This window comes from Nocardiopsis salina YIM 90010, assembly GCF_000341025.1.
GTDB lineage: Bacteria > Actinomycetota > Actinomycetes > Streptosporangiales > Streptosporangiaceae > Nocardiopsis > Nocardiopsis salina.
Genome location: NZ_ANBF01000085.1, coordinates 40,390 through 47,159, shown reverse-complemented (window position 1 = coordinate 47,159; position 6,770 = coordinate 40,390). Strand labels below are relative to the sequence as shown.

At 72.8% G+C, this 6,770-nt stretch carries 5 protein-coding genes and 1 pseudogene; 4 read left to right on the top strand and 2 right to left on the bottom strand.

Going from position 1 to position 6,770, the window contains the following annotated elements:
• A pseudogene (locus D474_RS32650) lies at positions 1–335 on the bottom strand (cytochrome P450); the annotation flags it as partial.
• Between the two features lie 409 nt (positions 336–744).
• On the opposite strand from D474_RS32650, the gene D474_RS0109660 reads away from it, so the two are divergent.
• Both D474_RS0109660 and D474_RS0109655 read left to right on the top strand, forming a co-directional pair.
• The gene (locus D474_RS0109660) at positions 745–1,956 is read left to right on the top strand and encodes a CapA family protein (protein ID WP_083931779.1); all 1,212 of its coding nucleotides are present in this window, start codon (positions 745–747) and stop codon (positions 1,954–1,956) included.
• A 117-nt stretch (positions 1,957–2,073) separates the two neighbouring features.
• Entirely contained in the window at positions 2,074–3,630 is a 1,557-nt protein-coding gene (locus D474_RS0109655; protein WP_017613379.1) for a hypothetical protein, read from the top strand.
• Between the two features lie 43 nt (positions 3,631–3,673).
• Here the strand turns inward: D474_RS0109655 and D474_RS0109650 are convergent, their stop codons facing one another.
• Positions 3,674–4,168 (bottom strand): GNAT family N-acetyltransferase, encoded by a 495-nt coding sequence (locus D474_RS0109650; protein WP_083931778.1) that lies wholly within the window; start codon positions 4,166–4,168, stop codon positions 3,674–3,676.
• Positions 4,169–4,270: 102 nt separating this feature from the next.
• On the opposite strand from D474_RS0109650, the gene D474_RS0109645 reads away from it, so the two are divergent.
• On the top strand, positions 4,271–4,855 hold the full coding sequence (locus D474_RS0109645) for a hypothetical protein (RefSeq protein ID WP_239647029.1): 585 nt from the start codon (positions 4,271–4,273) through the stop codon (positions 4,853–4,855).
• A 233-nt stretch (positions 4,856–5,088) separates the two neighbouring features.
• Complete coding sequence (locus D474_RS0109640; protein WP_017613376.1) at positions 5,089–6,699, top strand: hypothetical protein; 1,611 nt, start codon at positions 5,089–5,091, stop codon at positions 6,697–6,699.
• The last annotated feature ends 71 nt before the right edge of the window (positions 6,700–6,770 follow it).

Below are 6,770 nucleotides of genomic sequence, written 5' to 3'. Positions count from 1 at the left end.
GGGCGCAGCCGCTGGTGGTCCTCGCCGTCGCGGCCCAGAGCGCGTGCGCGAACCGGTTCCGGGCCGAAGGAGCGGTGGGCGGGGTCGGCGGAGAAATGGGTCCGGTCCCGCAGCGCCCTGAGGTTCTCCTTGTACCCGAGCAGGAGCCATCCGGGCACGCCGGGGCAGAGCTCGACCGGGACGAGAGGCCCGTAGCGTTCGCGCAGCAGGCGCCAGGGCAGTTCGGAACCACTGTTGCCGTGGAGAGGGTAGGCCACTCCCCCGCCGTGCGGGCAGCGGGCCGCTGCCTCGCGGACGGCGTTGCCCGTGCCCGTGGCCCCGGTTCCCTGCTGCATGGAGACTCCCTCGGTGACGGCGAACGGGTGCCGACCGTACGGGACCGATGTTTCCGGGGTGCTTCAACGATGAAAGCTGCGTCTTGCGGCGGGCGGCCACCGGGGCGGTGCAGGCACGTCCGGCGGCACCCGGAACGGAAGGCACACGGCACACAAGGGGGAACAAGACAGCCCAGACACGGAAAACAAACCTCGGAACACACCGACCAGAAATGACATTCGATCCACCGGTGAGCGCCTTGCAAAAAACGCCCGATTGCGGCCAGAACTCCTCATGCATGCCGCACTGAGCTGGCATAATGACGTTTTTACGGCTTCCCCAGACCCCTCCTCAAGTTCTCCTGATCCGGCCTTCACAACACCCCCACCAGGAACCTGAAAAAAGGACTCGCGTTCCTAGCATCGAGGAATGACGAAGAACCCCGGCCTTTCTCCGCACGCCCGCAGACCGCTTCCCTCCCGCCCCGTCGCAGGACCGGCCTCCGTGTGCGCCGTGCTCCTGACCGCCTCCGCCTGTGCCGCCGCTGGCACGGACGACACCGACACCATCGCCGACTCGGCCTCCGAACCCCCGTCCGAACCGCGCACACTGAGCGTGATCGGCGGCGGGGACGTGCTCGTGCACGAGTCGGTGTGGACACAGGCCGAGGCCGACGGCGGCGGCACCTACGACTTCGCCCCCATGTTCGACGACGTCTCGGGCCGGCTGCACGGCGCCGACCTGGCCCTGTGCCACCTGGAGGTACCCCTGGGTCCCGAGGAGGGCCCCTTCTCCGGCTACCCCGTCTTCAGCGCACCCCCGCACCTGGCGCAGGGCCTGGCCGACGCCGGTTACGACGGGTGCTCGACCGCCTCCAACCACACCTTCGACCAGGGCGAGGACGGCGTGGTCCGCACCCTCGACGCCATGGAGGAGGCCGGCCTGGGCGCCGCCGGCAGCGCCCGCACCGAGGAGGAGGCCGCCGAGCCGACGGTGCACCAGGTCGACGCGGGCGCGGGCGACGCCGTCCCGGTGGCCCACCTGTCCTACACCTACGGGTTCAACGGGTTCGAGGCACCGGAGGGCAAGGAGTGGATGGCCGACCTCATCGACGAGGAGGCGATCCTGGACGAGGCGGCGAGGGCGCGCGAGGCCGGCGCGGAGATCGTCGTGCTGTCCCTGCACTGGGGCACCGAGTACTCGCACGAGGTCGACGCCGACCAGCGCGAACTGGTCGACCTGGCCGACTCCTCCGACATCGACATGGTGCTGGGCCACCACGCCCACGTCGTGCAGCCCATGGACCTGGTCGAGGACACCTGGGTCGCCTACGGCCTGGGCAACCAGATCGCCGGGCAGTCGAGCCCGCCCATCGACTCGCGCCGCGAGGGGGTCATGGCGCAGGTGGAGTTCACCGAGACCGAACCGGGCACGTGGGAGGCCGGCGGCCTGCAGGCGGTGCCGACCTGGGTCGAGGTCGAGCCCGACTACCGGGTGGTCGACCTGGCCTCGGCGGTGGAGGACGACGGCGAGCGTTCCGCGGATGAACTGAGCGTGCTCGAGCAGGCCTACGCGCGCATCGGTGGGCACCTGGACGGCGAGGGCGTGAGCGGTCAGGAAGGGTTCCAGCTGGTGGAGTGAGGGGCCGACCTGTTCAGGCCCGCCGAGGTGACTTCTGCCGTTTCCCAGCGCGCGAGGGGCGGGCGCGGTTAGCCTGATGCCGTTTCGGCGACCTTGAACACATTCGGTGATAGTCCAATGACTCAGCGCATCTCTTCGGCCGTCCGCTCCTGCCTCGAGTGGTCCCGGGGCCTGCACCCGCCCACGGAACCCGATCCCGACGCCCTGACCCTGGTGCTGCACGCCCACCGCGACTGCGGGGCCCCGGACCCCGGCGACTGGACGATCGAGGACGTGCACGAGGTCGCCTCGGCCGTGCACGGTTACCGGGGCGGCCCCGAGACGCTGCGCTCGGCCTGGCTGCTGTGGTGCGACCACCTCGTGGAACGGGGCGGGCTCGCCCCCGGGGCCGGTCCGCGTGCGCTGCGCGAGGCCATCGCCACCGTCGACCTCACCGAACCGCGTTGCCAGGAGGAGGAGAACGACCCAGGTCTGACGACGCTCATGCAGCGCCTCGGACTCACGTCCCCGACCTTCGGGACGCTGCCGGCGGTCGTGGCCGCACCACCCGAGGAGCTCGACGCCGCCGCGCTGCAGTGCACCCCGCTGTCCGAGGCCGCCCGACTGACCGTGTGGGTCGATCACGGACGCGACCTGGCGCCGGACCACACGCACGACGCTCTGTGCGCGGAGGACCTCGCCGAGGCGGCCCGCGCGATGGAGACCGGCCCCGAGCAGGTGCACACCGCGTTCCGGATCGCCCGGGAGGCCGGTCTGCTCCGCACCACCTACACCCGGATCCTGCCCGGGCCCGCCACCCGCGACTGGAGCGGACGGGTACCCGGAGCCGTCGCTGACGCCTGGGCCGACGCACTCCCCGCGATGACGGGATTGCGCGGGGTCGTCTCCTACCTGGTGCTGACCGAACTGTTCGTCACCGGCGAGGGACGCACCCCCGCCGACCTGGCCGAGGCCTGCGCCGTCGGGCCCTCGGGCGCGGCCGAGGTGCGCCGGGCGGCGGCGGTGCTGCAGGACGTGGGCGCACTGACCGGGGGCAGCAGCGGGGACGGGCGTCTGCGGACCACACCGCTGGGCGACCACTTCATGGTGCGGCAGCTCACCCGCGCGGACGTACCCGTGACGGTCCTGCCCGACCTCGCCTCACTGCCGGGCAACGCGGCACTGGAGGTGGTGACGGGGGCCGGGCGCCCCTCCGACACCGAGCTCGTGCTGACGCAATGGCTGCGCCGGCAGGACGAGCAGGGTCTGCTGAGCACGGCGGTCGCGGAGCTCTTCGACGCCTGCACCGAACCGCGCGAGTGGCGCCGGAGGGCCGCCGCCACACGTCTGCTGCGGTGTTCCTCCCCCGGACTGGCCGAGGTTCTGCCGTTCCACGTGCACCACCCGGTCGTGGGCGGGTGGGCGCGGCGACTGCAGCCCGGACACGTACCGGATCCGGCGTCCCACCAGGACGTGTGGGCCGCGCTGGACGACCACGCGCTGCTCATGGAGGACGGGAGCGTGCCACCGGAGGACCCCCGGCTCACGGCGCGGGCCGAGGAGTTGGTGCGAACGGTCTCGCTGAGCGGGCACCCGCGGGCCCCGCACGTACTGGACCTGTTCCTGGAGGGGGCGTGGGGGCGGGGGGCGGCGCTGGCCGCGTCGAACGCGCGTGCCGCGGACGCCGCGATGTGAGACAGGGAGGTGCCGGGCGCCCGACCGGCGCCCGGCGCCGGTGTCAGTCCTTGAGGGTGAGCCGGTAGGCCAGGAGTCGCATCCCCGGAATCGGTTCCCAGTCGCGTTCGGAGAAGCGCTCGAAACCGCGCGCCCGGTAGACGTACTGGGCCGAGACCATCTCCGGATGTGTGAAGAGCAGGACGTGCGAGACGCCCTCCTCGCGTGCGCGCTCCACCAACGCCTCCACCAGGAGCTTGCCCACCCCGCGGCCGCGGGCCTGGGGTGCGACGGCGAACGCGCGGACCTCGGCCTCGTCGGCGCCGCGGGCGAGCTCGCTGTGGTCGTGCCAGGGTTCGAACATGATGGTGCCGAGGAGCTGGTCGCCGTCGGCCGCGACCAACACCTCGCCGCGCCCGTCCGTTCCGAGGTCACGCAGGGCCTGCACGTAGTCGGGGTTGGCCTTCAACAGACCGTCGGCCCGGTAGGCGGTCTCACGCAGCGCGCTGACGGCGCTCATCTCATCGGGAAGTACTCGACGCACGATCATGGACGTCATTCAACATGATCACCCCCGGACCGACCCGACTTCTCCGCACCCTCGCGCGTGGCTCCCGTAGTTGTCCACAGGCCCGCCCGTGCGGGCCGGATCCGTCGCACCATGGTCCTGAGCACGTCGGCACCACCACCCGGAGCGCCCATGGTCTCGACCTGGTTCCCGTCCAGCACCGATCCGCTGTCCATACTGACCCGCGCCGACCCCCGCGCCCTGGACACCCTGCGGGGGCGCCCGGGTTCGTCGTTGTCCGCCGAACGCAGGGTCGTCGACCACCTCAGGAACGAGTTCACCGACTACACACGCGACCGCAGTACCGAGCGGCACCGGGAGGCCTGCGAGGCCATCGCTGCACGGTTCCCGCACCTGGCCCACGAGTGTCGTCTCCAGGTGCGCCGCCGGAACCGCGCAGAGCAGGAGGCAGCGCAGTTGCGACGGCGCTGGGACCCCGCCCGCAACACCCGACGGGACCAGCACCGGGCGTTGACGCAGGCCTCACGCAGGGCGATCTGCCGCCTGTCGGTGGGCCAGGCGGTGACGTTCCGGCTGGCCCGCAACCACTACGCGGGCACGATCACCAAGGTCGGGCGGTCCCGTGTGAGCGTGGCCTACCGGACCCGTACCGGGCGCCACCGCGACCGGGTGCGGCAGATGCACGCCGCCCTGGTGACCCCTCTGGCCGATCCCTGAACGACGGGCTGCCTGCACCCGCCGCCCCGCCCGCCCGTGTGCCCTGCACGCACACCGACCGCGACCGGTGCCCGCACGTGCGCCCGCGTGCGTGTCACGCGCACGGATTCCTCGGGCACGACGTCCGGGCGGGTGCGCATCACCCCTGCGGACGCCGGCCCCGCCGCTACTCCGGCCCAGCGCCTTCGTCAGTACACGACGTGCGCGCCGAGCGCACGAGGAAAGGACACACCGTGCCCGACCGCAGCGGTGCAGCACGGACCCCGTGTGTGCGCATCCCCGCCGACGTCGTCGGCGACCGTCCCGGACGTTGTCCCGTGCACCGGCGCGCGTCGGTGGACCATGCTGTCCAGCGCCCCGGACGGCACAAACCCGAGCCCCTGTGCACCGATCCGCTCACCGCCCTGGGCGCCGCGCTGGACCTGGTCGAGCTGGGTGGGCGTACGGTCGAGGAGGCGTGCGCGCACCTTCCGCGCCCGGGCGAACGCCCCCGCGACCACCTCGGAACCCCGCTCGCCCCGCTCCACGAGGGCCTGCTCACCTGGGTCGAGCACGCCGTACACACGTGGGTCCGGGCCCTTGCGGACCTCCCCGGCCCGGCCCGGATCCCCTGTGCACAACCGTGGCTGATCCGGTTCCCGCCCCGTGGCACCCCCGCGCACGCCCGCACGTACGAGGTCCTGGCCGGCGGACGCGGATACACGTTCCTGGAGGGGGCGGACCGCGTCAGGGAGCTGCGGATCCCGGTCCTCGAGACCCTCACCGAAAACCTTCCTGAACCGGCCGACGCGGTCGCCGCCCACGTCCTGGCGGCCGGCGCCCCGGTGGACCGTCCCGCCATGGGCGCCGAGCCCTGGCGCCACCGGAGCGGTCTTCCTCTGCCGGTCCGTGAGGTGGTACCCCCGCCGGACCGGGTGCGAGTGCTGCAGGTCTCCTGCACCGACGGGACCGAGGGGCTCCGCTTCGAAGGAACCCCTGCCGAGGCCGAGCACCTGTACCGTGCCCGGGGGCGGCCCGCACTGCGTGCGGTGCCGCTCCAGGGGATGCCGCGGGTACCGGGCCCCGACTGCGGCCCGTGCAAACTCCAACAGGGCTGCGACGCACCCGCCCGGGTCCCGGGTCTGCTGGGGTTCCGTGACCGTTCCCGTCCGCGGCGCACGTGGTCGGTGGGCACCGGCCTGCGCCACCGTTCCTGCCCGGCCTCGGCCCACCTGCACGATCTCGGCCTACCCGGGCAACCGCCGTCCCGGGAGGAGGAGGTGCGTTCCCGCCTGGCCCGCGCGCACGCCCGTTCACCCCGACGGGCCTGTTCCGAAGAAGGGGCCCCCGGAACGGACCCGGACGTGGCCCGGCTCCTGACCGCACACGCCCGGGACTGTCCGTTGCACGCCGTGCCGGTGTCCGCGCCCGTGCACGCCGGCCTGCGCCTACCGGTGCAGGATCCGCTTGCCGACGTGCTCGTCCTGGCCCGGGTCGACCTGCTCCACCGCGACGGGGGCTCGTGGGTCCAACGCCAGACCGTGCTCGCCGACCCCCTGCCCGAACCGGACGGCCCTTCCCTGCTGGCCGCCCACCCCGCACTGGCGGTATCGGTCCTGTTGTTCGCGTGCGGGGTGATCACGCCCGGCCCCCGTTCCCGGGTCGAGTTGGAGTCCCTCACCCCTGACGGATCCTCGCTCCACACGCTCGACCCGTTCTCCCCCGGACTGCGCGCCCGTGCCCGTGCGGTGGTCTCCGAGCTCGCCTCCCCGTGGCACCAGGACACCGTGCACGCCCCCACCCCGGGCCCCGCGTGCGCATCCTGCCGCCACCGCCGCTGGTGCCCGGAGTCCCCTGGGAACTAGGAACCCTCACACGTCCCTCGACCGACGCCTCAGGCCCACCCCCGGAGTCCCGCTCTCCGGTCCTGTGTCCC